Origin of the sequence: Entomospira culicis (assembly GCF_028748145.1) — a bacterium.
In the GTDB taxonomy this organism is placed as follows: Bacteria; Spirochaetota; Spirochaetia; order WRBN01; family WRBN01; genus Entomospira; species Entomospira culicis.
Map to the genome: position 1 here is coordinate 744,013 of NZ_CP118181.1, position 22,537 is coordinate 766,549.

The 22,537-nt window shown below is 42.8% G+C and carries 28 protein-coding genes; 6 read left to right on the top strand and 22 right to left on the bottom strand.

Annotated features, from left to right (window positions below):
- Positions 1-93: 93 nt before the first annotated feature.
- From PVA46_RS03505 to PVA46_RS03515, 3 genes are read right to left on the bottom strand one after another with little or no spacing between them, the layout of a single operon-like run.
- The gene (locus tag PVA46_RS03505; RefSeq protein ID WP_212603843.1) at positions 94-879 is read right to left on the bottom strand and encodes an ADP-ribosylglycohydrolase family protein; all 786 of its coding nucleotides are present in this window, start codon (positions 877-879) and stop codon (positions 94-96) included.
- Entirely contained in the window at positions 810-1,025 is a 216-nt protein-coding gene (locus PVA46_RS03510; RefSeq protein WP_212603951.1) for an ADP-ribosylglycohydrolase family protein, read from the bottom strand. The genes PVA46_RS03505 and PVA46_RS03510 overlap by 70 nt, the downstream gene beginning before the upstream one ends.
- 30 nt (positions 1,026-1,055) lie before the next feature.
- Positions 1,056-2,237 (bottom strand): hypothetical protein, encoded by a 1,182-nt coding sequence (locus PVA46_RS03515; protein ID WP_167695375.1) that lies wholly within the window; start codon positions 2,235-2,237, stop codon positions 1,056-1,058.
- A 189-nt stretch (positions 2,238-2,426) separates the two neighbouring features.
- Between PVA46_RS03515 and PVA46_RS03520 the strand changes: the two genes are divergently transcribed.
- A complete protein-coding gene (locus PVA46_RS03520; RefSeq protein WP_167695376.1) occupies positions 2,427-3,989 on the top strand; it encodes a hypothetical protein in 1,563 nt (520 codons plus the stop codon).
- A gap of 15 nt (positions 3,990-4,004) precedes the next feature.
- Here the strand turns inward: PVA46_RS03520 and hydF are convergent, their stop codons facing one another.
- From hydF to hydE, 3 genes are read right to left on the bottom strand one after another with little or no spacing between them, the layout of a single operon-like run.
- Positions 4,005-5,192, bottom strand: a complete 1,188-nt coding sequence (hydF, locus tag PVA46_RS03525; protein ID WP_167695377.1) for a [FeFe] hydrogenase H-cluster maturation GTPase HydF — start codon at positions 5,190-5,192, stop codon at positions 4,005-4,007.
- A 9-nt stretch (positions 5,193-5,201) separates the two neighbouring features.
- Positions 5,202-6,563, bottom strand: coding sequence for a [FeFe] hydrogenase H-cluster radical SAM maturase HydG (gene hydG / locus PVA46_RS03530; RefSeq protein WP_167695378.1), 1,362 nt, complete (start codon positions 6,561-6,563; stop codon positions 5,202-5,204).
- 2 nt (positions 6,564-6,565) lie between these two features.
- Positions 6,566-7,681 carry a [FeFe] hydrogenase H-cluster radical SAM maturase HydE gene (hydE, locus tag PVA46_RS03535; RefSeq protein WP_167695379.1) on the bottom strand — a complete coding sequence of 372 codons (1,116 nt, stop codon included), beginning with the start codon at positions 7,679-7,681 and terminating at the stop codon, positions 6,566-6,568.
- A gap of 313 nt (positions 7,682-7,994) precedes the next feature.
- Here hydE and PVA46_RS03540 point away from each other — a divergent pair, with 313 nt between their 5' ends.
- The gene (locus tag PVA46_RS03540; protein ID WP_167695380.1) at positions 7,995-8,237 is read left to right on the top strand and encodes a helix-turn-helix domain-containing protein; all 243 of its coding nucleotides are present in this window, start codon (positions 7,995-7,997) and stop codon (positions 8,235-8,237) included.
- Between the two features lie 33 nt (positions 8,238-8,270).
- Here PVA46_RS03540 and PVA46_RS03545 read toward each other — a convergent pair whose 3' ends face one another.
- The 6 genes from PVA46_RS03545 to PVA46_RS03570 all read right to left on the bottom strand — a co-directional run bounded on the left by PVA46_RS03545 (position 8,271) and on the right by PVA46_RS03570 (position 13,125).
- Positions 8,271-8,654 (bottom strand): hypothetical protein, encoded by a 384-nt coding sequence (locus PVA46_RS03545; RefSeq protein ID WP_167695381.1) that lies wholly within the window; start codon positions 8,652-8,654, stop codon positions 8,271-8,273.
- A 407-nt stretch (positions 8,655-9,061) separates the two neighbouring features.
- A complete protein-coding gene (locus tag PVA46_RS03550) occupies positions 9,062-10,168 on the bottom strand; it encodes a hypothetical protein (RefSeq protein WP_167695382.1) in 1,107 nt (368 codons plus the stop codon).
- A gap of 95 nt (positions 10,169-10,263) precedes the next feature.
- Complete coding sequence (locus PVA46_RS03555; RefSeq protein ID WP_167695383.1) at positions 10,264-10,575, bottom strand: hypothetical protein; 312 nt, start codon at positions 10,573-10,575, stop codon at positions 10,264-10,266.
- 54 nt (positions 10,576-10,629) lie between these two features.
- The gene (locus PVA46_RS03560) at positions 10,630-11,307 is read right to left on the bottom strand and encodes a hypothetical protein (RefSeq protein ID WP_167695384.1); all 678 of its coding nucleotides are present in this window, start codon (positions 11,305-11,307) and stop codon (positions 10,630-10,632) included.
- A 44-nt stretch (positions 11,308-11,351) separates the two neighbouring features.
- Positions 11,352-12,407: a hypothetical protein gene (locus PVA46_RS03565; protein ID WP_167695385.1), complete on the bottom strand. Its 1,056-nt coding sequence runs from the start codon at positions 12,405-12,407 to the stop codon at positions 11,352-11,354.
- Between the two features lie 109 nt (positions 12,408-12,516).
- Entirely contained in the window at positions 12,517-13,125 is a 609-nt protein-coding gene (locus PVA46_RS03570) for a phage minor head protein (RefSeq protein WP_167695386.1), read from the bottom strand.
- A gap of 125 nt (positions 13,126-13,250) precedes the next feature.
- Between PVA46_RS03570 and PVA46_RS03575 the strand changes: the two genes are divergently transcribed.
- From PVA46_RS03575 to PVA46_RS03585, 3 genes are all read left to right on the top strand, one after another.
- A complete protein-coding gene (locus PVA46_RS03575) occupies positions 13,251-13,424 on the top strand; it encodes a hypothetical protein (protein ID WP_274360328.1) in 174 nt (57 codons plus the stop codon).
- A gap of 275 nt (positions 13,425-13,699) precedes the next feature.
- Positions 13,700-14,974, top strand: coding sequence for a hypothetical protein (locus tag PVA46_RS03580; protein WP_167695387.1), 1,275 nt, complete (start codon positions 13,700-13,702; stop codon positions 14,972-14,974).
- The gene (locus PVA46_RS03585) at positions 14,961-15,455 is read left to right on the top strand and encodes a hypothetical protein (RefSeq protein WP_167695388.1); all 495 of its coding nucleotides are present in this window, start codon (positions 14,961-14,963) and stop codon (positions 15,453-15,455) included. The genes PVA46_RS03580 and PVA46_RS03585 overlap by 14 nt, the downstream gene beginning before the upstream one ends.
- A 201-nt stretch (positions 15,456-15,656) precedes the next feature.
- Here PVA46_RS03585 and PVA46_RS03590 read toward each other — a convergent pair whose 3' ends face one another.
- The 10 genes from PVA46_RS03590 to PVA46_RS03635 form a co-directional block, all read right to left on the bottom strand.
- On the bottom strand, positions 15,657-15,866 hold the full coding sequence (locus tag PVA46_RS03590) for a hypothetical protein (protein ID WP_167695389.1): 210 nt from the start codon (positions 15,864-15,866) through the stop codon (positions 15,657-15,659).
- Entirely contained in the window at positions 15,808-16,083 is a 276-nt protein-coding gene (locus tag PVA46_RS03595; RefSeq protein ID WP_167695390.1) for a hypothetical protein, read from the bottom strand. The genes PVA46_RS03590 and PVA46_RS03595 overlap by 59 nt, the downstream gene beginning before the upstream one ends.
- A 129-nt stretch (positions 16,084-16,212) precedes the next feature.
- Positions 16,213-16,473, bottom strand: coding sequence for a hypothetical protein (locus tag PVA46_RS03600; protein WP_167695391.1), 261 nt, complete (start codon positions 16,471-16,473; stop codon positions 16,213-16,215).
- The gene (locus tag PVA46_RS03605; protein ID WP_167695392.1) at positions 16,466-16,867 is read right to left on the bottom strand and encodes a DUF261 family protein; all 402 of its coding nucleotides are present in this window, start codon (positions 16,865-16,867) and stop codon (positions 16,466-16,468) included. Before PVA46_RS03605 ends, PVA46_RS03600 begins: the two co-directional genes overlap by 8 nt.
- A 50-nt stretch (positions 16,868-16,917) precedes the next feature.
- The gene (locus tag PVA46_RS03610) at positions 16,918-18,267 is read right to left on the bottom strand and encodes a hypothetical protein (protein WP_167695393.1); all 1,350 of its coding nucleotides are present in this window, start codon (positions 18,265-18,267) and stop codon (positions 16,918-16,920) included.
- A 378-nt stretch (positions 18,268-18,645) separates the two neighbouring features.
- Positions 18,646-19,368, bottom strand: coding sequence for a hypothetical protein (locus PVA46_RS03615; RefSeq protein WP_167695394.1), 723 nt, complete (start codon positions 19,366-19,368; stop codon positions 18,646-18,648).
- Positions 19,369-19,447: 79 nt separating this feature from the next.
- On the bottom strand, positions 19,448-19,936 hold the full coding sequence (locus PVA46_RS03620) for a hypothetical protein (protein WP_167695395.1): 489 nt from the start codon (positions 19,934-19,936) through the stop codon (positions 19,448-19,450).
- Positions 19,933-20,778, bottom strand: coding sequence for a hypothetical protein (locus tag PVA46_RS03625; RefSeq protein ID WP_167695396.1), 846 nt, complete (start codon positions 20,776-20,778; stop codon positions 19,933-19,935). The genes PVA46_RS03620 and PVA46_RS03625 overlap by 4 nt, the downstream gene beginning before the upstream one ends.
- Positions 20,779-20,805: 27 nt before the next feature.
- Positions 20,806-21,096 (bottom strand): hypothetical protein, encoded by a 291-nt coding sequence (locus PVA46_RS03630; RefSeq protein WP_167695397.1) that lies wholly within the window; start codon positions 21,094-21,096, stop codon positions 20,806-20,808.
- A 78-nt stretch (positions 21,097-21,174) separates the two neighbouring features.
- Positions 21,175-21,984 (bottom strand): hypothetical protein, encoded by an 810-nt coding sequence (locus PVA46_RS03635; RefSeq protein ID WP_167695398.1) that lies wholly within the window; start codon positions 21,982-21,984, stop codon positions 21,175-21,177.
- Positions 21,985-22,149: 165 nt separating this feature from the next.
- Here PVA46_RS03635 and PVA46_RS03640 point away from each other — a divergent pair, with 165 nt between their 5' ends.
- Positions 22,150-22,536: a hypothetical protein gene (locus PVA46_RS03640; protein WP_167695399.1), complete on the top strand. Its 387-nt coding sequence runs from the start codon at positions 22,150-22,152 to the stop codon at positions 22,534-22,536.
- Position 22,537: the final 1 nt, after the last annotated feature.

The window sequence follows — 22,537 nt, forward strand, 5'->3', positions numbered from 1 at the left end:
GTAATTACGCTATACTTACTGCGTGAAGAGGCAAAGAGATCGAGTAAAGAAGGTATTAATACAGACGCTGTTAGAGCTACCCGTGGTGGTAGGCTAAAGAAGTTGTTCCGCTAGCATGAGGATATCGACGGGCCAGTACTCTTCTGGTCGCGGTTGATAGACGCCTGCTTTGCCAGCCTGCGGACGGCAATTTAGTACCGACTCTTGCCACTGCGCAGGAATAACCTCGATGCCATAAACCGCACCCAATAGCGCCCCGACAATGGCGGCATTGGTGTTGGTATCGCCCCCACGCATCACGGTATCCACCACGCCTTCCTCGAGGTTGGGCGCATGTAATAACTGATAGAGCGCGTTATGAAAAGCGATGATAACCCAGCCTTGTTGATGGATGAAATTCTCCTGATTTTCTGTTTTTGCCAGATAGATCGTCTCGATAATGATGGGGTCGACGCTAAGTTGTTCTGCCCAAAAGCGAATCTGTTGATAGAGCTGGTCTGGCGCTATCGAGCGCTTGATCGCGGTGCTTAGCGCCATCACGTAGAGCATATTAATCTCTTGACAAATTTTATGTGGGTGGGTCAGGCAGGCGTCCATCTTTGCCCAAGTGGCAACCTCTACCAAGCTAGTATGAACGCCAAAAATCGCTAAAGGACTAATACGCATCAGTGCACCGTTGGCTTGGCTCTCCTGATTGTGGTAGCCTTGTAAGGCTCTATGGATAGTGGATCCGCAGTCAAAAGGATCGGATTCAAGCCAATGATGGTAGCTGGTTAAGACCGACGAAGCATCGTAACGCTTCTCTTTTATCAAGGATCGTGCCACAAGGCTAAAGCCAGCTCTGAGTCGTCGGTGGGTTGCCCGGCAAGCGTACGCCATACCCCGCCATCTTCGAGCTTGCGTACGCCATTGGGGTAAAGCTGACGGATCATCTTGGGATTCTTAAATTCTACCAAGCTCCCCAGCGAGTCTCCGGCAACTTGCCCCATCAAACAGCCTTGCGCTCGGCTCAATTGACTCTGCATTTGCTCATCCATAGATATCTGTTTTCTCTATTAAAGCAGTACTACTTGATCTTCACTATGATAGAAAAATGGGGCCTGTCTATTGATTAGAAAATCAATGTTTATCTCTATAATTGGCTTAAAGATACCACTTGTTTCAAAAAGTTCTAATTGTAATTTTTGCGCCTCCATTAAGTGAACATTATATTTTTTAATCTTACCACTAGGTGCACGGTAATATCGGTGTTTTTTAGCAGAAAGATAAAAAATGGCAGCCACCTGATTCGGAAAATTATCTTCTGGTAGGCGAAGAATAGCTTCATTCCACTTAAAATTTTTATGCTTGATTAACTCTCTTCCATAAGTGAAGAATGTTTCATAACCCTCTTTATCAGCAGATAAGGGTAATGGAGCAAAGCGTCTATTGGGATCTCCTCTCATGTAAGAGATAAAATCAGTCATTCCTTCAAGTTTTGCTAAATTGACGCTTTTATGCTCTTCCCACGCCTGAATGACAACTTCTCGATAGTCATGGAAGCCATCTTCGATCTCATAATCGACTGTATTAACTTGCATAAATCGCTGATTACTCATTGCATCTATGGGAAAGAGAGCAAAGACACTATAGACATCCGGGGAAGAATTTTGATTGGTTGCCGGAAAGTAAATAATGCCAGGGCTTCCAAGTCCCAATTCATAAACGTGAAAGGTATCATTCCATATAGGATATTTGTTCTTATAGGATAAATCTTTCTGAACATAAGAAGTGGCAGTAGTTAGCATTTTAGGAGTAAAAATATTACCATTTTCGTCAAATTCATCCAAGCCATGAACAAAAACTCCACGATTAATAAATCCTGGGGTTTGGTCGCTCAAAGGTGCATCTTGCATAAATGCGGTGTTTAATAGTTCTGCAATATTGAGCCCTATATTATCAGTGGTTGAAGAGCTATTTGAATTTATGGTAGCAAGCTCTACTGTGTTCCAATCAACATGAAACCAACCATTTTTAAGGCTAAATCGTTGCTGTTTTAGCCAGTTGCGCATTTCTTTGTCTAATTCATCGAATTGTTTTGGATTGTAAAATAAAGCGAATTTAAGTGTGTTTATGGCTTTCGTTGCATTAGATAAAATATAATTTCTTTGTGGTAGTAGCATAAAGCTAACTAGGAAGATAAAGAAGACTAAAGCAAAGACGATTAATGGTCGCTTGCGAGTGATATTTTTAGACATAATCCCTCCTGATATTCTTCTACTATATCAGATAAATAAGAAAAAAGCAAGCTAATAGCTTAATTATCTTTAGAATAACTATGAGTGTACCACTCATAGTTATTCATTTTTACTAAATTTTTATTAGATAATAATCAATTCGCTTAACATCGCTTGACATGAGGTGTTAATTTATATATAATAAATCATATGGATAGCGTTAAATTTAGCCTCTACCAACGCCTTAATATCATTGGCATCGCCATGGGTATCCTCTATTTTGCACTACGCTACGGTGCGCTGCCAAGCTATAATTCCCCTGAATATAGCTCTGCTCCTACGAGTGAGAGCCCTGTTCTTCAGCCGACTACTGCCAAGCCTGTCGCTTCTCCACAAGCCATAGAAAAAAATATCACCATCGATGTTAACGACGTGGCTATAAGTGGTTATGCCATTACGAATGGTAGCATCTTACGTATTGTTGGTTGGGATGCTAATGATGAGGCGCTTGAGGTACACTTTGAGAATTTTAAGTGGATTCCCAGTTTACGTAAAAATGGTATTACTAGGTATCCTTCGCGTGATGCATTTTTAGAGGTGCCTATTACTGTCAACAATAAGACAAATTATTACTTTGAAGTCAACTTTAAGACTGAAGATAGATATATCGAAAAGCCTTGGGGGTTTACTTATGTGAGCCCACGAAAACGTCTGAAAGAGAAGACATTATTTGATGTTACCAACCAAGCAGATCATGAGCTTGTTTTATCAATTGCGCAGAGAGGAACCAGCTACCGCGGGAGACTTTTTGAGTCGATAGTTATTCCTTTACTTTATACCCCCCCCGTTCCTGCTAACATCAATCCATCTTACGAAGATCGAGTCGAGCTTCCTCCACGTTTAGCTAGAGAGGCGCTACCGCCAAGTAGTCCTATTACGGCAAGCACCATAGATATTAATGAGCTCTCTGAAACAGGCTATCTCATCGACAATGGTTCGCTTGTTAGCATTATGGGCTGGGACGATCCTGAGTCTGTCTTAGAGGTACTCTTTGATCATTTTCAGTGGAGTGGGGATGGTTTCAGCTTCACTGTCATGCTACATAATCGTGTTCAATTAATTGGTGTTAATGTCTTCTTTGTTATCGATGGTGAATTTATGAACAATAGTGTAAGTGCAGTGGGAATCATACCCACGATGCGAAGACGCACCTACCACTATTCCATGAATGTAGAAAAAAGAGATGAGTATCTTTTTAAGTTACTTCTTAATATATATAAAAGTAGTAGTGATACTGGCTTGACAGAGCAGACGCTCGTTATTCCCTTTATCTATCGGCCAGCGCCTACTATTGCGGAAGATATTGTGGCTTCTCCATCGGAAGCGTCTAACGAGCCATTGTCGGTTAGCCAGTCAGCTACGCCTACGTTAGAGTATCTCTTCTCTTATGCAGATATTAGCATGACCATAGATGATCTAATTCAGCTTGTTCCTCTCATTAATAACCGCAATTTGTCTGATATCCTTGAAGATTCATCCATTAATGAAGATCCTCATTTTGTTGATATTCTTAAAAACACCTCTATTAAGTTTATCGTAGCAAATTCATCCATTGTTCGAATAATCCCGATCGCTGACTTTGACATAGAAACTTTCATGGAGTGGTTGGGAGCAATTTCTGCTGAAAGTGTGGGTGTAACCAAGGTTACCTATATCGTTAACTATAAAGATATTACATACGAAGGTTCCTTTCAAATTAGGGTTACGGAATAATTGACATTGTTTAGCTTATGGATATTCTTCACTAAACACCGCGATAGCTTCTTCCACAATATGATTTGCGTGGGCTAAAAAGAGTCCGTAATTGAGCATGGGTATCTTCGCCAATTGCGCTTGCTTGGTGCGCTGTTGCAACGTGATGGCAGGGAGCATACAGCTACCACAATGAATAATGAGGTCGTATGTTTCTAACGACTGGGGGAAACTTTGCCCCATAAAAAAGTGGAAATTTAAGGTGTGGTGGGGCAAGAGTTTTTGTAAGAGTTTAGGAATTTTTATGCGGCCAATATCCTCATGATTCACATTATGCGAACAGCTCTCCATCATTAAGATTTCGGCTGGGTTGGGTAATTTAGCAATGGCCTCTAGGCTCTGTAGAAAGTAAGAAAAATCGCCCTTTTGCCTGGCTTGTAAAATGGAGTAGGAGGTAAGGGGATGACGCTTGGTATTAATCGCGCTCACTTCTTTAAAGGCTTGGGAATCGGTTACAATCAAGCCGATCTCTTGGTGCTTGGTAAGATAAGTGGCCAACTCTTCCACCTGTAGCACCACCGAGGTGAGATGAAGATCGAGCGCCTCGCGCAACAGTTGCATTTGTGGAAGGATGAGACGCCCTTTGGGGGCTTCGCTGTCGATAGGAATGACATGCACAAGGAGGGGATAGGCTAACTTTATTCCGTCTAGTAATAAAGGCGTTTGCTGATGTAATTGATTAGCCATCGCCTTAAGGAGCGCCTCTATGCTTGCCTCATTTTCTACACTGACGCAGAGGGCTTGAGGGTATTGTTCTCTCAATTTCATCTCTTCGTCTGGCGAGATAAGATCGATCTTGCTAAAAACCAGAAGCGATTTTTTTGTGACATAAGAGAGATCTTTTTTTTGATCAAATATGTGCCAAGTTTGGGCATCTATAATATGTAAGACTAAATGGGCTTCTTGGATGCAGGCGATACTCTTTTGGTAACGTGCATGGGAGAGATGGGTGGTGTCGCCAAACCCTGCGGTGTCGATAAGGTTGATTGCCCCCACGCCTAAGAGCTCGAAGCGCTTTTTGATCGGGTCGGAGGTGGTGCCAGCTTGCTCACTCACAATCGAGATACTCTCTCTGGTCATCGCGTTGATCAAGCTCGATTTACCAGCATTGACTAAGCCTGTCAAGACAACATTTGGGACAAGGGAGGGAATGGCCGTCTGCATCGGTTTCTCCTAAAGATAGAGATCGCGCTCACCTTGGAGCATGCGGGTGTAAAATTGAATCGCCACGGCACGAATTTGATCGTCCTCAATGGCGTTCACTTGTTTAATTAAGAAGGGCAGAGCGATTTTTTGCATCGCTTCATCGCCGTAGTCCAAGACATACTCCAGCGTGGTGAGCACAGCATTGGGTTTACATAGCTTGGCAATGCGCCCACTGCTTACCTCCTCGTGAAAGACCTTGCCCACCCGTCCACGCCGATAGCAGGCGGTGCAGTAGCTTGGCAGTTGATTGTCGGCAATAAGATCGTAGATAGTTTGGTAAAGCGAGCGCTCGTCGCTAAGGCTAAATTGACTGACCTGTTCTTCATCGCTGTAACCGCCAACCGTGGCTTTGGAGTTTGCCGAAATTTGCGAAACACCGTGTTGAATGAGGTAGTCGCGCATCTCTTTGCTCTCGCGCGTGGAGAGAATAATGCCAACGTGGGGCGCAGCCAAACGCAAGATTGCCACGATATCGATAAATTGCTCGTCGCTGATCAGATTAGGGTAGTCATCAAGGCTCACGTTGTAGGCGGGCATCAGTCGTGGTAAACTAAAGGTATGAAATTCCATTCCAAAGCGCTCGAGAAGCTCTTCATTATGGATCATAAGGGCGGTAATGTCAAAGCGATAATCGCTTAAGCCCAGCAAAACGCCACCGCCCACATCGTGCAAGCCGCCCTCGATGGCGCGGTGATGCGCCAGTAATTGACGCTCGTAATCGCCCTTGAGCGAAGCAGGATGTACCTCATAATAACGCGCTTGGTCATAGGTCTCTTGAAAGAGAATCAGCGTGCCAATGTCAGCGTTGCTTAACCGTTCATAATTCTCTTTGGTGGTGGCGGCAATGTTCACATTTAAGCGACGAATCCCCGTCTGGCTATAAATCGCCTCAATCGTCTCGATGATGTGATCCATACTACAGTGATCGGCATCTTCGCCTACTTCTAATGCAAGGCGTTTGTGTCCTAGCTTCTCTAAAATGGTAACTTCTTTGATAATCTCCTCAATACTAAGCGTACGTCTGGCAAAATCATTGTCTCGACGGTAGCCACAGTAGGTGCAATTATTTTTGCAGTAATCACTGATGTAAAGCGGAGCAAAGAGGACAAGACGATTGCCGTAAAATTTATCTTTCACCTGACTCGCAAGGTTACGCATGGTTTGACGTTGTCCTTCGTCTTTGATCTGCAACAACTTAGCCACATCCCGATGCGACAACCCTTTCATCAGGCTAGCCCGCGTTAAAATTTCATCAATTTCGCTTGCCGAGGTCGTTTGCGCTTCTGCTAATAGTGCATGAATATAATCCTTGTCGATAAAATGCCTCATGATTACTCCTTAATTATTTTGCTCTCGATATATGCCGAATGGTTGCCTTGTTGCATGCAGATTTCCATACCAGCCTTGGCGACATCGTCTGCAATGAGCGATAGGTACTCATCCGACTCATCGCCTTTGTATGTCTTATTATGATATAAACTATATTGCGTGCGTTGCTCCTCGGGCGAGAGGTTAATCATGATGACATTACACCCTGACTGTAGGGCACGTAGTCGCCCCTGTGGATGGAGGCTAGACGTTGCCGTCGTGCTAGGCAAGAGCGCTTGTGGCACGATGAGCCTAGCAAGGGCATAGCAGGCGAGCACATGCTCTAAACGTCCATCGCTCGCATCGTGAAAAGGCGTATCTGGATGGTGCATGTAAGGGCCGATGCCGACCATGTGCGGTTGAAAATCTTGTAAAAAAAGCAAGTCGTGCGCCAAATTTGCGCTGGTTTGATAGGGGCTACCCACCATAAATCCCGCCCCCGTTTGAAAACCTATCGCCTTGAGGTTGGTCAAGCACTCCATGCGCGATGCAAGGGTCTGCTTAGGCGGATGAAGTTTGGCGTAGTGCGTTGCGTCGGCACTCTCGTGGCGTAAAAGATAGCGCCTTGCCCCCGCATCGTAATAATCCTGATAGCTCTCTTTGCTCTTTTGTCCTAAAGATAAGGTGATGATTAAGTTAGGGTATTGTTGGGTGATATTTCGTAAAAAAGTGCAAAATTGGCGATGTTCAAAGTGTTCGTTCTCACCACCTTGCATCACAATGGTGCGATAGCCTTTGTCATAGGCACGGTTAATCATCGCCGATAACTCTTCATAACGATAGGCGTACCGCGCCACCTGCCGATTACTTGCGCGAATACCACAGTAGTAACAATCTTGATGACAAATGTTGGAGATCTCCATCAACCCACGAATAAAGAGCTGATCGCCATAAACAGCTTTACGTTTTTGCACGGCGAGGGCTTGAAGATGAGGCAACTGGCTGGCATGAAGATGTGCAATAAGAAAGCGAAATTCCTCGTAAGTGAGCTTATCGCCTTGGTTAATGCGCTCAACCAATTGCCACGCCTCTTGATGGCTAGGGTGAGTTACTGGGTCATCAAAATGAGCGAAAAGCATGTACAGAGCAACTCCTTGGGATAATCTTGCGCATAGATGGTATTTATTGTACAATATTCTCTTTTTGTGTGTCAAGGGAGAGAGCATTATTTTGCTAAATGATGCTTAAGATTCAGGGATTTTTTTACCAAACCCTAATCTTTGTTTTGTATGGCTTAACTGATGAGGAGATCGCGTTAGTTAAGGCGGTTGCTAATAGCGCCAAACCCTAGCGCGATCCTTCCCTAGCTGGGAGGATTGGTAACTTAAAGGATACAACCATCTATACAAGAGATCTCCATTCGTGGTATATTAGATTGAGGAGTGGGGGACATTGGTTAAGTCTACGAGCATAGAAGAGTACGGATTAACAGTAGAAAGGCTAAGAGAGCTACGCGCGCACTTAGGTTTATCTATCGCTAATCTTAATCATTATTATGCCAGCAACAAAGGTCATTTACATATTATTACCCAAATTGAAAGCTGGGAGCTAGGGCAAGCTGTGCCTACCTTTAATCAGCTCAAAATCTTAATAGAATTAAAGCGCTATAAAGAGGATAGTGATAGCCATAACTAAATAAAGATTAGTTTATTTTTAATACTGCTTTCATTAAAAGTATTGCATCATGACAGCAATATCTTGAAAGTAACCTAAGTAGTATACCCGCTCGATATGGGACATACGCGTAATTTTTGGTTTAATTTCTATCGCTAAAGCTACGATCTCTTCTATTGCTTCATAAATGAGATTTGTGCATGCTCTAGACAATTCTCTCAAAATCTCTGTTCTTACTTCAGGATCTTCCATAAGAAGAGAAAGGAGAAGCGTATTATTTACCACCTCGGTTAATGCCACAGCAGTAGCAACTTCATCGTTAATGTTTAACCCAGGATAGCTGATTTCAAGTGTGTTAGCACTAGAACCAAAAAAACTTTGAGAGAAAAGAGGACTACCCACAATTAATAAAAACATAAAAATTGATATTTTTTTCATATAAAAACTATAACATACTTTTATATTTTTTTCTATAGCAATAGCAGCAAATTTTTTGCTTTTTAGATCTTATGTCATCTTCATTGTTATTACCTGTACACGCTAACAACAGTGTGAGGAAGGCGTGCCAAAGTAAACAAAGGTGGTAAACAGTTATTGCAAATATATACAGCATAACTATTTATTTTTCTAAAAAATGGAGGTGGCGGGAAGATATGTTATTAAAATCCCTCTACATTCCATTAATACCTTGTCTACTTTTATGGTACATAGGTTAGCATATTCATATACGTTTGTCAATAAGTAAACATGTTTACCTATTGCGATAAAAGAGATAAAAGCTGCCCTCTATATGAGGGCAGGCATATGTAAATAGACATTCTCCTTGTGATTTTGGTATTCTGTTGCTAGTTACCATCCGTGGCGTGAGTTGAAACCATGGAGGCTAGTTTTGCTTTGACTTCAGCTAACTCGGCTTCTAAGGCAAGCTCTCTATCTTTTTTACTTTGGTTTAATTTGGCGTGTAGGGTACTTGCTTTGACACGCTCTGCTTCTAATGCCAAAGTAGCTTGTTCTTTTTGTGCTTTTGCCTCGGCTAGCTCCGTTTGTAATTCTGTTAGGTTTATTTTGTCAGGTATGGTAGCGTTGAGGGATTGGAGTTGTTGGCTAGGTTGGTTTTGTCCGGCAAAAGGCAGCGTTCCCGTAAAGGTTAATACTCCTAAGACATCGCCCTTTTCGTTGTTACGAATATCCAAAGCAGGCAACACGTAACTATAATAACGTACTCGATCAAGTCCAATCTCGGTAGTCTTCTCCACAAAAGCTTCGGCTCGATAGGTAGAGAAGATAAATTGGTCTACCATAAAGTAGACACTTTGGCTATCAAGATCGTGGGTAATAATCATGAGTGGATTATCCGTTTGTCGAAAGAGCATATGAAACCACAGCTGTTCGGTACTGCCCACCAGTTGCCCTCGTAGGAAGGTTGCCATTTTACGGGGCAGGTAGAGCGTTATCGGCATGTTTTGTGGTAGGTTAAGATTCGCAGTTGCGGTATTGGCTTGGGCAACAATTGCGCTCACCATCTCTTGCGCCGTGATAGCATGACTCGTACCCACCGCCACCGCGTTATCTTGCATGGTTTTGGCAAGGGCGTTGTTAAGCTGATTGGTCATGGTATCGATGACTTGTTGATCAAATGCCTCATTCATGACAGGGATAGCACCGCGCTGGGTACTCTCTCTAGCGATTGCCACCACGGGGGTAGAGCGAAAGCCATTCTCGCGATATTGTGCCGATATGGCTTTAAACTGATTGGTGATTAAGTGGACGGCTTCGCCAATGGGATCTTCACTACTACTGTTGATGGGCATTTCGTAATTAACGGTAGTGCCAAGAAACGGTTCGGTGTCGGCATTAAGGGCGGCCATGTCGAGAAAGGTGCGGTCTACCATAATCGGCGTGGGTTTATACTGATACTTCTTAATGCTCTGTTGGTTTGTTCCTAAACTCATTTTATTTTCTCCTTGTTCTTTTCGTCTAACTATGTTAGACTATTGTTCGTTGCCTACGGGCATGAATTGAAACCCAATAGCATGAATAGAAACGGCTAGCAGATCAAGATGACATCTTGATTGCCGATGCGCCTTGTGATGGTAAAACCTGCTACGCTATCGCCAACATTACCGCTTTGGGTAGCTACGCGCACCTCGCCCCAGATGTGGACGGGTACGGTTTTAATCGGCTCTGTTGCTACGGTGGTGGGTAATACCGCAACTACGCCAATCGCATTGCCACTCGCCTTATCTGTGGTTACGCCATTCGCCGTTAAATAGACAATGTCGCCTGCCTTGGGGATATAGCCAGATGCTACGCTAAATTCACTGATTTGGGTGGGCTCTTTATAGGCTGTTCCTAACATTTTATCTTCTCCTTGTTCTTTTTTGCTAAATGTATTAAACTGTTTCTAGTTGCCCTACGGCATGAATTGAAACTTGGCATGAACTGCATTTTCATAGCGGGCTTTGTAGCTATCTAAGCCACGACGTTCCGCTTGGTAGATGGCTTTATCGTGGCTACTCATCCGCTTTAGTTCGGCTTCGGTTTTTAAGCCGTTGTTGAGTTCTTGGGTGGCTTGGCGTTGATGGTGCCTCTCTTCGGCCTCGCGCAACTCTTGATAGCCCTCAAAGCTCATCGCCTCAATGCGACTCTTTTGTGCCGAGGTCAAATCAAGGTGGCTATAATCTTTGCCTTTAAGATAGCCTTTGGCAATCTCTCTTTTTAGCTCGGCTTCTTTCTCCACCAAGCTGGCATAGCTCTTGCTCGAGGCGTATTGGATGACCTGCTTCGTCGTATCATCCAATAGCTCCAGATGTTTGGCTAGCTCGGTGTTGAGCCAATTGTCGGCTTTGCCCTCGGCGGTTACTTTGGCTTGGTATTCCAAAGCTTTTTGATGATCCGCTTCAATCTTTTGACGATAAGCCTCCATCTCCTGCCCACGTGGTTCTTGCGCATCCACTTGAGGATTTTGAGGATGAACCAGAGGGTTAGGGCTATCTTTAGCACCTCCTGCGGTATCAACTGCATCAAGCTGGCTAGCTCCTGTTTGTAAATGCTCGAGATGATCTGTTCTTCCAGTGTGAACATCGTCCATTTCTTTTCTCCTTGTATTTTTCGTCTAAGTATGCTATACTTACCTTAGTTGCCATTCTTGGCATGAGTTGAAACCAGACCAAGAAGTTTATTAATCTCCCGATCAATGCTCATGATTTGTTCTTCGGCGAGTTCGGGATTAATTGCATTTTCGATAATTTTACTCTTAATATCGAGAAAGCTATTGATGCGCTCTAGGTTGAGGCTAGAGCGTGGTAGGTAATCAATGCCCATCCGCTGACAAAAGGGTATCAAGACATTAAAGAGCATCATCTCATCTAGTTTATTGCTCTTCTCTGCCTCAAACTTGCCCGCACTATTAAAGCCTTGGATCGATTCGCCAAAGAGTTCGGCTTGGCTCTCTTTGAGCGTCATAGCAATACCCGTCATAATATCCTTAATGCCTTCTAAGCTGCTGCTGGCTCTCGGGCTTAAAATGTCGATCTGTACGCTACCATCCACCAGACCCACTTGCCTTGTAAAAATATCTTTAACGATATTGCGATTAATTTCGTCTACCGTGCTTAGCCATTGGCTATTATGCGATGAGCCTTGCTTATAGAGGTCGATTAACCCATCAATCTTGACAATCGGGTTGCTACCTACTTGCAACACTTTGGCTAAATTGTCGTACGCATTAATGAGCAGTTTGAAAAAGAAGATTAATTGCTCGCTCAAGTTACTGCCCATGGCATGCCCTTCTACAATCTCATCAGCTAGCACTTCGTAAGAAACTTGGGCTTTATCGGGTAGATTCTCCACGATAAACTGGGCATACTCTTTGGGTAGATTGGCAATATTCACCTTAATTTTATAATATCTGCACGAAGGCAAGAGTAAATAATTGGTTAAAAACTGCTTGGCGGTTACCGCAAGCTGGTAGATGTTGGCATGCTCATGCGGATATTGGCGATAACTGCCAAACAACGGGTTTTTGATATCGATATTAAGCAAGACACCGTTAAAAAAGTGATCAAGCTCTAACATCGCCATCTTCATGGCGCGCTGGTTACTGATGCTACTCGCAGGTTCAATCGTCGGCCATAAGGAGTGATTACTTACGGTACTGGTAATGCCTATATTATATGTTATATTATTCATATTATTTCCTTGACTATTTGACACAATCATGCTATCATCATCTTATGTTGTCCTCGGGCATGAGTTGAAATACATTATCTCCTTGTAAAATTGATGTAAGTATGCTATACTACTTATAGTTGCCTATGGGCATGAATTGAAACTCCTCAATGATAGGAATATCAATACATCTACAGCCCCAATCTTCCCCCGGTAAAAACCGCTCCCCTGTAAGCAGATTAGCAATGGGTGGCTGGGCATAAGTAAAGACCATGCCATCTAAATGCGCATGTCTTGCTCTTACGCGATCATCCTCTTTACTTTGCCATTGAAAAAATAAAATGTTATTGTTGGTATAGATCTCTTCTTTGTGGCTGGCTTGCATCTTATTGAGCGTTTGTGTCGCTCTAAAGGCGGCGCGCTGATTGGCATATTGCAACGCCTGCTGATTACTCCACTTATTGGCGTGCGCTTTCTCTACGTCGGCAAGCATGGCATGGATAAGTTGATTTTTAGCACCGCTAACATTACCCAACCCAATGCGTAGCTTAGGCATGGCGCGTTGCATGCTAACATTGAGGCTCTCAATAGCATCCTCAAAAATACTATCGGGTAGTTCATCAAAGAGGTTATAATCCATAGAGCTAGCACTATAGACCTGTTTATTGAGTTCTCGCATGGCACGTAAGAGTTTGAGGCGATTGCCGATGGGAATGGCAATGTTACGGGTTACTAACATTCTCTCCCTCTCTTGTGTTTTTCGTCTAAGCGCGCTATACTATTGCTAGTTGCCCTACGGCATGAGTTGAAACGTAACATGCTTAACTTGTCGGTAGAGCCTAAAAAAGTTGCGTGTTATGCTCGTTGCCCTCGCGTGGAGGGGTAACTCCCCTCCTGCCTAACCCGAAAAATATTCGTATCAGGTTTCAATTCGTGCTTATGGGTCATAGTCAAGAGGCAATGAGTCATCATTACGATAACCCTACACTAGAGGAGCAAAAACTTCGTCTTATTGAGAGTTTAAAGATACTTCAATAATATTTTTCACTTACTTATCTATGCATTCAAATGTTATCAGACGATAAATATATAAACATATAAAGATATAAAAAACAAAAATATACATTGAAAAAAGAAGCTCTTCATGGTAAACTAAAGAAAAAGAGATGTTTTTAAAAAGCATAAAGCTACAACAGAACACTCTTTTTAAATAGGATATGTTAAGGTACTAAGGAGTAATAGCATACTAAGGCTATTGATTACTTTTGCATATTGCCCTCCACGCGAGGGCATGAATTGAGATGGAGAATAAAATGAACGAACCAGCAGAGAATAACGGTGGAGAGAAAAACGAAGAGACATATCGCTATGACTCTCCCGTCCTTGATTATACTAAGGATACGATCGAAACGGTAGGGGTTAGCCTGCCAGAGAACGAAGAAGGTTATCGTTCTATTGTTTACGCCGGTAAGACGTGTGTAAAGCGCAAGAAGGACAATGCTATTGTTGATGAACGAGTTGTAACATTTGTCATCTTAAAAGATAGTCTTCAGTATTTTGCCGTTCATGCCTGCGAATACTCATTTTTCACTGAACACCCAGAATTGGACGTGGCTATTGCGATGTTTATTTTCTATATTAATGATTATCCAAGCTTGCTTTTTAAAGAGCAACATGAGCCTAATGATAGATATCATCGCTTAGATAAAGAAGAAATCGAGTCTCTAAAATCTTTCGCTGACCTCTGGTATGAAAAGAACCCAGAACCAGAAGGGGAGACTCTTACACACCAGATGATAGGCAAGATCTTGTTAGCGGATATTTTGCATGTCGCTTCTCACAAAGAGTTGCTTAAAAATCATTTAGAAAAATCTCTCGACAGAGTTTTTAAAATGCAGCAAGGAGTCGAGGAAAAAATCGTAGAAATAGGTGTCTCTGACGACGAGAACAGTAGAAATCTACTCGAAGCATTTTTCATGGAAAGAGCAATTAATACTGAAGTTATCAATAAGCTCAGTGAGTTGTTGTTCGAACGACTTCAAGCCGTTAAAAATGACAAAGATATTGAACACCTCTTCTATGACATTAAGAAAACACATGTAAATGGCTGGATTTTGCGGAGCAAATATGAGTATGACCATCTAAAGAGCATTGTCGAAGAGTTTAATGAACTCAAAAGCCTTGTAATAAGCTATGGCTCCATTGCGCGCATTCAGCATGCTCGTGTTAAAAACATCACACAACGTCTTAATCAATTCATAGCTAAAGAAAATCTGCGGGTAATTGAGGTGCGTAAATCATATAGAGATATGCAAAAAGATTTCAAGCGTACTTCAATGTTGGATAAAGCAAGTAAGAATGCGCTGATTAATAATGATGATTCTTTGAATACGTTATCTACTTTATCAAAAGAATTAAAAAATCTCAAAAGAGAGATTAAACAAAAAGTACCGTCTAACATAGAAAAAGACAAAATCACTCCCGCGCTAGGATTGGATAAACTTTTTTCTAAAGTAGATGCTTTTAGCCATACAGAACAGGCTAATTCCTACATGATGGGAGATTCTATTCTTAATGCGTGGCAATAATTTTTATGACATAGAACAAGTAAATGAGGCAATCAAAGAATATTGCGTAGAGAAGGGTTGTGAAAAAGCATTGTTTAAATTTAGGTCAGCCGATCAAAGTGGTAATTTCTTTAAAGAATGTAGTAAAAACAAATATATGAACTGCCCTTATAATCAGCCATCATCGCATTGCCGTAGTCAGTTTAAAGATAATTCGCCTCATATTCCTTGTAAAAAAGAGAATTACTGGGTGCTTTCTGATGTCATAGATGGAAGGCATCCAGATAAGCAGGCATTTAAAGACGTAAAATTTGCAATGTACCCGCACCCAGATAGTGAGGATGGCTATATTGATATGACGACGGTATTAACGAAATTAACATCCAAATCTGCTATACATGATGCCTTAAAAGAATTATTTTCAGTGCAAGGCATTGAGATAACGGATAAGAACATAATGAAGGTAGTTTTGACAAAATTAAAGATACAATCTGCTTCTTAAATTAGAACCTTCTCAATTTGTGCGAGAAGGTTCTAATTTATTACGATAACTCTGGCTAAGGTTGATGACAATAATAATGTTGCTCTAAATAATGGATGAGATTTTAACATAAGTAGTTGATTTCTGTCATATTGTTCTTTCTCTAGTGCCTGCATGAGCACTTTTTTTAAGGATAATTAGCTAACTCTATCGCCGTTTGCTTTACTCTTGCAAAGCGATCTCTAAGGCATCGGCATAGCCCTCTAGCAAGATAATGTACCTAGTCAGTTTGACAAAATCAGCCTTGCTCAAGCCTACCGCCTCGCCCTCGTCTAATGCAGTAATCTGCGGTTTGCTGGGGCGTGGGGGTAGGCTAGGCTTTAGGTGGATGGTCGTTGTCGTTGAACAGCCGATTAAAAGTAGAAACAGCATTATGCGTATCCACATCCATCGCCTGCTTAATGGCTTGGTTATGGATGGTGTCGATGGTTTCTTGCTTTTTTTGACGCTTTTGTTCGGCATCTAGCACCTCCTTTATTGTCTCTTTACGTCCTTTGTTGCGCCCCTGCTTGTGCGCTGTTGCATAAAGCCAGAGGGCGACAATCGCGCCCCCTAGCATGCCTAATGCAAGTTTTACCTTACGCCACATGGCTTAAAACCACTTGTTAAAAAAGAGCCGATCTAAGACCACGCCCGATGCCATGCCCAGCGTGCCAAAGAGTAAAGCCGTTACTACGATATACATATAAACCTCCTATCTATTGATTTACAAAATAAATTAATGTCTGCCAAATGCTTTGCCGAGATTGCCAACAAAGTGGCTACCATCAATCAACAAGCCGATGTTCGCCAAGGCAACCGATGCCCAAACGATATCACCCATGACAAATTCGAGACTGGTGAAGAGCCGTAAAAGGATCGCAAGAGTGATTAAGATGATGGCTAAGAGCTTCCCACCTAAGGTAATGCGGTTTGGCGTGATGATACGCTTTTCTTCATGATCTTCTTCATAATCCTCTTCTTCATGTAGTTCATCCATAAAAGCGAACTCCTTCGACATGAAGAATGTTTAGGCTAGGGTCTGGGTTGTAAAATGCATCATTTTTACTATCGATTATCACAAAATGAGTGCCAACACTGGTACGATATTGTAAGCGTGCAAAACGTCCGCTCTTCTCCTGTACGATGGGAGGTTTGCCCTCTTGCTTGGCAAATTGCCAGGCTAAGGCAATCACGGCGTTGTTGTCATGCACGTAACAGTTATTGCCGATGATGTTACGCGCGACACATGCGTGATAAATCTCTAGCACCTCTTGCGGTGTAAAGACGCGCCTAGCTAGCCACTGCACCATGGCAAGCAATGCCATAAAGACACAACCCCAGCGATGGATCACCGCGCCTAGGGCAGGATGGGTCTGTTTAATTAATTCCATTTAAAATCTCCTTGTCATATTTGATATAATGGTATACTTACCTTAGTTGACTAATGGTCATGAATGGAAGCACGGGCATAAACTACCTCTTTTAGCATGTGTAAAACATCGGGGATATCGTCGTGTCCCTTCGTGGTGGGATGCCACTCTCGCAGTAGCGTAATGAACTCAATGGGCGTGGCATCAGAGATAGCAATTGCCCCGCTGTTGACCAATGGTTTTAAGCTCAAGATACGTTCGGTTTTGTTTTTGGTAGAGCGAAAGAAGCTACTCTTGATGCCATAGTTGCTAAGCAAGGTTTGCAGATGTGGGTTGCTATCTTGGCTCTCGTAGTGGGTGTAGTGTACATGATTCTTGATGATGAACTCGGCGATCTGATTGACCACTTGATGATAAGGTTTTTGCCAACCGTAGAGGTAGGCAATTAATTGATTATCTTCATTAATACCGCCAATCGCCATGGCGGTGTAGTCGTTGCCCACGGTAAAGCTGGGGTCGATGACGCAGTAAATGGCTGAAGTGCAGTGTGTTTTATCGGTTAGCCTAATGCCATGAAAAATCGTCTCGGTATCGGGGTAAAAAATGCCTTCATAATTGAGTCCCCAACTTCTTAATGTACGCTCCTTTAGTTCTTCCTCTTTGCTTACACCACGCATGGCTAGGAGCTTTGCAACTTCGGGGTGATCGATAAAGAGGCGTAAGGTATCATTATGTTGGATGAGGTTATGGATCGGGTCGGAGGGATGATTGCTGGTGAGGTTGGTGAGGATGAGGGTACAGTCTGCCTTGGCTTTAAACTCATGGAGAATAAAAGAGACAAGTTCGCACTCGGCGGTGCTTTTGCAGTTATATTCATCTAACGGGTCTTCAATTTTAACACGATTAATGTGCGTACCACGGATGCCCTTGCTCTTAATGGTGAGTGCTTTAAGCGTTGGCGTACTGGTTTGATTGTTCAAGGTAAAGAGCGCACCATTATGGTGTTTGGTTGCTACCCCTAAGAGCGTGAGTCCGCGCTCTACCGTCTTGAGGATTGCTTTTGCGCGTTCATCATCTCGGCAGACGATCACCTCTTTATGGTCTGGGTTTTTCGCGATAGTGAGGATGGTGTCAAAGGTTGTGCCCACTTCGGTCTTGCCGATACCTCTTGCGCCTGCCACCACGCACTTTAGCTTATGCCCATTGCGGCTTAGCTTGAGCTTAGTTTCGATAAAGGTGAGTAGCTCTAGTTGAAAGGGCGCTAGTGCAAAGGCATTGCCGTTCTTATCCACAATAATGCCTGCTGATGAGAGATAAGCGAAGATTTCGGCAGGATTATTGAGATCAAAGGTGAGCGTAATTCTCTCTTTATTAAAGCTCTGCGCAAGCGACTTTGCCATGGTTACTAAATTATCAAACATGCTAGAGCTATCGGTAGAGCCTAAAAAAGTTGCGTGATTTGTTTCAATTCATGACCAAGAGTAACCAAGCATAGGATAGCATAAATCTTAGAAGCGTGCTATAATAATTAAGCTACTAATAGCGAATGTCGTTGGCATTTAGGTAGGCATAAAAATTGCCCCCTTGAATGCGGCAAACATTTGAGGGGGCTTACTTGGGGGTACTGTATGTATACACTACTACAATACCTACTAAGGGGACTTCTCGTTTTGACGTTCCTCTTGGTAGTAACTCAACCGCTATACTAGTGTGTTGAGGAGAGGTTAGCTCTGTTGCAAGGGCTAGCCTCTTGTTTTAAGTATACCATGGTTGCGCTATTTTGTCAAATAATATGATTATTATCCAATTTTTTGCCAGATGCGGATGGTCTGATTGACAGGCGCGACCTCGTTGCGTTCGCCATAACCATTCGCTGTCGCGATGGTTGTTGTTGCGGTGGGCTTACTTATGGTCGTGGTAAGGCTTGGTTGCGTGATGCTAGTCATTGCTTTAACACCTGTCAGATTTCCGTAATTTGCCCATGCATGCGTGAGTCGTTTATTGTTGTTGTTTGCCCCCACGGTAGCCGTTTTTTCATTATTGTAGCCAATCGATGTAACGACGGATTGACCATCTTGGGTGATAGTCGTTGTGGCACTGAGTTGACTCATGCTTGTTGTCGCGGTGGGTTGGCTTATGGTGGTAGTAATGGTGGGCTTTGGTAGACTCATTGCCTGCACCCCACCATCAAAATGATGGGCTAACCCTCCTTCCACTCTGAAAAATTGTCCTGCATAGGTAGCGCTAATATTTTGCCAGTTAGCTTTAGGATAAAGCGCGCTTGGCTCGCTCTGCTGTGGCAGTTGCACATAGATATAGCCAAGGGGAAATTGCTCCTCGATACTACGTTGCTCTAATTGAATGATACGCTGGTAAAGGTATTTGAGGTCAAATGCTCTGGGTGTGCCATCGTCTAGGGCGATTGCCGTGTTGGCTTGGACGGTGTTCTCTAGTTCGATTTGGCTAATTTGGTTTAATCGATTAATGGTTGTTGCCCGATTAGGGGTGGGAAAGGTTGACATGATAAAATTCTCCTTGTATTTTTAATATAATCATGCTATAATCATGGTATGTTGCCCTATGGCATGAATCGAAACAAACTTAACTAATATTAATGCGAGAAAGTTTTACTCCCGCAGGTAAAAAATCTAAAATTAATGTCCGTACACTGCCAATATGAATATCTCTTAGCATGAGCAAAGCCAAGTTGACATCTTCGTTAATGGCCTGCATCACGCGCTCTTCTACCGCCAAGCCAAGGTGTGTCTCTTGATTGGTGTTGCTGATCTCAAGACCAATTTCATTCGGCTTATCCATCGCCATGAGGATGGTAACATCATTATGAAAAATCGCCCGTAAAATGTAAATGAGGCTATTAATCGTTCCTTTATTTGCAAAGGCTTGAATCAGATTATCGCTTGTCTCTTTATTCCACATATTACGAAAAATCTCCCTATATGCGATGTGCGCATGGTCTAAGAAAAAGAGATCATATTGTACATCCTGCATTCTTACCAAATAGGCATGATACTCCTTTTGTATGTGCTCTACTAGAGCATTTAATGTTGCATCGCTGGTGCTATTACTCACGCAGTTAATCCTCCCACGCTTAGCGTTGCGATGCTTAAACGTTGCCAAGGTTTGGTTTGGTAGTTGACGCTGTGCCATTGATTCGTATCCGTTGACCATTGCAACGTCAAATTCGCAAGATTGGGAAATTGTAGATGATTTAGGTAAGCATCCACATAAAGAAATGCTCCTATCTTCAAATCATGATGTAATTTCTCCCTTATGTAATCGATAAGATCAGCATCCTCATAGCGCGTAGCATTAGCCTTGTAGTCAAGATTGATGCGAATGTGTATCGCGGTGTAGTCGCTTGGGTGTAGATTGTAAAAATCGTAGCTAAAGAACTGACCATTAATAAACTCCACATTAACCGTGTAGGTTTGGCTCTCTTTGGTTTGCGGTGCATGTTGACTGACCACACTCACCATACCAGGCCAAGCAATATTGGCTAGGGTTGCCTCTACCTTGGTTAGGTCGGTTTCTATCTTGACAATAGCATGATCTAGGTAGATACCAATTGTCCCAGCAGGCAAGTTGGCATCTACGTTAGGCGTACTAATAAAAACACCTTCGCCAAGCTTAGCTAACTCACGCATAAAGGGATTTAAGGCACTTCCCACGCCTTGCTCTATCGTGCCATACATGCCATGCAAGGTTCTCCAAATGCCCTCCTGAATCTTAACCAGCTCATCTTGATAACGATCTAAGAGGGGAAAGAGGTTACCGTCTAGCCACGTTGCCGTGTTGCTGATGCTAAACTCCTCATAACTACCAGCATAGCCTTGCGCCTTAAAAAAATTAAAGCTGGTAATGAGCATATCATTTCGGGTTTGCGGCGTAAAGCCTGTCTCGGGTAGGTACATGTTTTTCTCCTTGTCATATTCATTTACTCATGCTATAATGAAATCAATATTGGTCAAGACAAAGCCTTGATCATGAGTTGAAACGATGGTGAGGCTAGCTGGCTGTAGATTAAAGTACGATAGCTTATTCCAAAAGAAATTCTCTACTAAGTTGGGCGCGATGTCGGTACCAATAAAGATGCTTAAATCGGTGTTAGCCTGCACCGCGCTGGTGTATTCGTGGGTAAGCGTATTATAGGTCATGTCTTGCGGATAATAGCCAAACGCGAGTAAGCCATCTTTGGCTAGCTCTTTGCTGATGTCGTGAATCATCGTCATAACTCCTTGTCTTTGTCGTCTAATTGTGCTATCATCATCTTATGTTACCCTCGATGCGAGGGCATGAATTGAAACATGTCATGAATCATAAACCCCGCCCTGATCAAAGCCGTGTGGTTCTTGCTCCTCTACCTCGTCAATTGCCTCTTGATAATCATCAATGGAAGCTTGGTTATCGCTTTGGATCTGCTTAACATCACTTTGCCAAGCGGTATCCCAAAGGGTACTCATGCTGGTGATGGGCGGAATTAAGGTAGTGCCTGCTGTGCCTGCACCTGCGGTAGCACTGCTCAAGTATTGTACGATATTATCCAGATAACTTTTAGTGCTATCGGCTAAGCTTAAGATGGCATCGGCTAGGGTGCTATCAGCGTCAAAGCTCTTGTTAAGTGCTAATAACAGAGCTTGATAATAGCTATAATCAAGGGCAGTTAATTGTCTAGGCTCTGGCAAGCTGGCGATGCTTGGGGAAGGGGAGGGCTTACTTAACACGGCGGTAATCTGCCATTGCTTACGCTTGGCGTTAAACTGCCCCGTGCTTGCCAATACCGTAAAATAGCTCTGTTTACTATAAATAAAATCGCCTACCAAAATTGGCTGATGATGGAGGATGGTATTGTAACCGTTGGCTTGGCTTAGGTTATCTTTAAAGAGGAGGATGGCTTGCTGGTGTACTTCGCCTTGTCTATTTACGCCTTTACTAGAGTGCCATAGGTTAAATGATTGAAAAATTGTATAAGGATGAAAAGGCGTGAGGTTAAAAGGTGCGCTAAAGCCACCCAATGCTTCGTCTTTAAGCAACTGGTGTGGATAGGGTAAGGTTGCATGCCCTAGCGATAAGAATAATGGGTCTAAAGGTAAGCCGATTTGACTTTTATATTGCCACATACATAAACCTCTTCTCCTATTGATGTAAGTATGCTATACTTATTTTAGTTGCCCTATGGGCATGAATTGAAATAAACTATATTGCCACATGAGCATAGGATCGACTTAGACTAAAAAAGTTGATCCAATGTTGACATAACAGTTAAGGGCTGGTATACTGTGGGCATGTATGCAATCAGTTTTGATTTTAAAACCAAATGTTTAAAAGAGAATTATGGTAAAATTCCTAGCGTGCAAAGTCTCATTGAGCCTGAAGTGCTAACTGTCTTTGGTGAAGAACCTTTAGAGCCAGATGTACAACGCGCCTATACTGGGGCATATAATGCGATTCGTACCTATCTTAATAGTAAGGGTTTTCAGCGCATTCAAGGATCGGTTTATGTCTATAAGGGCACAGATGAAATTGAACAATATACCGTCTATCGTTATTTACTACGCTTTGCGCGTCAAAATCCTTGGTTTGTGGCCTGCACTAAAGATCTTCGTATCTTTAAAATTGAAGAGTATAGCCGTGAAAATGTCATGAATGACCTTAAAGAGGATCTAGAATAAT